Consider the following 1060-nt stretch of genomic DNA (forward strand, 5'->3'; position numbering starts at 1 on the left):
CGCAGGGGTTTCCTCGTCGGCGGTGCGGTTATCGGTGCGGGTGCGCTGGTCACGGCGTGCACCGGTAACGAGGCGCCCGCGCCGTCGGCCGCGGCCGCCTCGGCGCCGGCGCCGGCCGCGACCGGCGGTAACGACGCCCCCGGCGACAAGGTCGTCATCGGGTTCTCCGCCCCCGCGGCCGACCACGGCTGGATCGCCGCGATCGCCAAGAACGCCGAGGCCGCGGCCAAGGAGTACTCCGACATCGAGTTCAAGCCGGTCGAGCCGACCAACGACATCAACGCGCAGATCTCCGCGGTCGAGTCGCTGATCGCGGCCAAGGTCGCCGCCCTGGTGATCCTGCCCAACGACGGCCAGCAGCTCAACCAGATCGCCCGCCAGGCCACCGACGCCGGCATCCCGGTCATCAACCTCGACCGGGTCTTCCCCGACAAGCTCTCCTACCGCACCTGGATCGGCGGCGACAACTACGGCATGGGCGTGGCGGCCGGCCACTACATCGGCAAGAAGCTCAAGGACAAGGGCGTGTCCGACCCGGTCATCCTGGAGATCCAGGGCATCGCGACCCTGCCGCTGACCCAAGACCGCAGCAAGGGCTTCGAAGAGGCGCTCAAGACCTACGGCTTCAGCGTCACGGCCAAGCAGGACGCGCAGTTCACCGTGGAGTCGGGCACCAAGGTCGCGGCGAACCTGCTGCAGGCCCACAAGAAGATCGACGCGATCTGGAACCACGACGACGACCAGGGCATCGGCGTGCTGGCCGCGATCAAGGAGGCCGGCCGAGATGAGTTCTTCATGGTCGGCGGCGCCGGGTCGGCGAACGCGATGCGCGACATCCAGGCCGGCTCGGGGGTGCTGGAGGCCACGGTGACCTACAGCCCCACGATGGCCTCCTCGGCGATCAAGCTGGCCCGCCTCATCGCGCAGGGCAAGGGGATGAGCGACCTGGTGGAAAACCAGGTGCCCCAGTCGATCACCCTGGCCTCGGAGACGATCACCAAGGAGAACGTGGCCCAGTACCTGCCGCTGGGATTCGAGTCCTGATGGCGGCTGCGAACAG

Annotated in this window: 1 protein-coding gene; it reads left to right on the plus strand. The window is 68.7% G+C overall.

Going from position 1 to position 1060, the window contains the following annotated elements:
- Positions 1-1044 (plus strand): substrate-binding domain-containing protein (locus ACFY3D_RS39520; RefSeq protein ID WP_389989658.1); only part of this gene is annotated, 1044 nt, incomplete at its 5' end.
- Positions 1045-1060: the final 16 nt, after the last annotated feature.

Origin of the sequence: Streptosporangium sp. NPDC000509, assembly GCF_042898365.1 — a bacterium.
Classification (GTDB): domain Bacteria; phylum Actinomycetota; class Actinomycetes; order Streptosporangiales; family Streptosporangiaceae; genus Streptosporangium.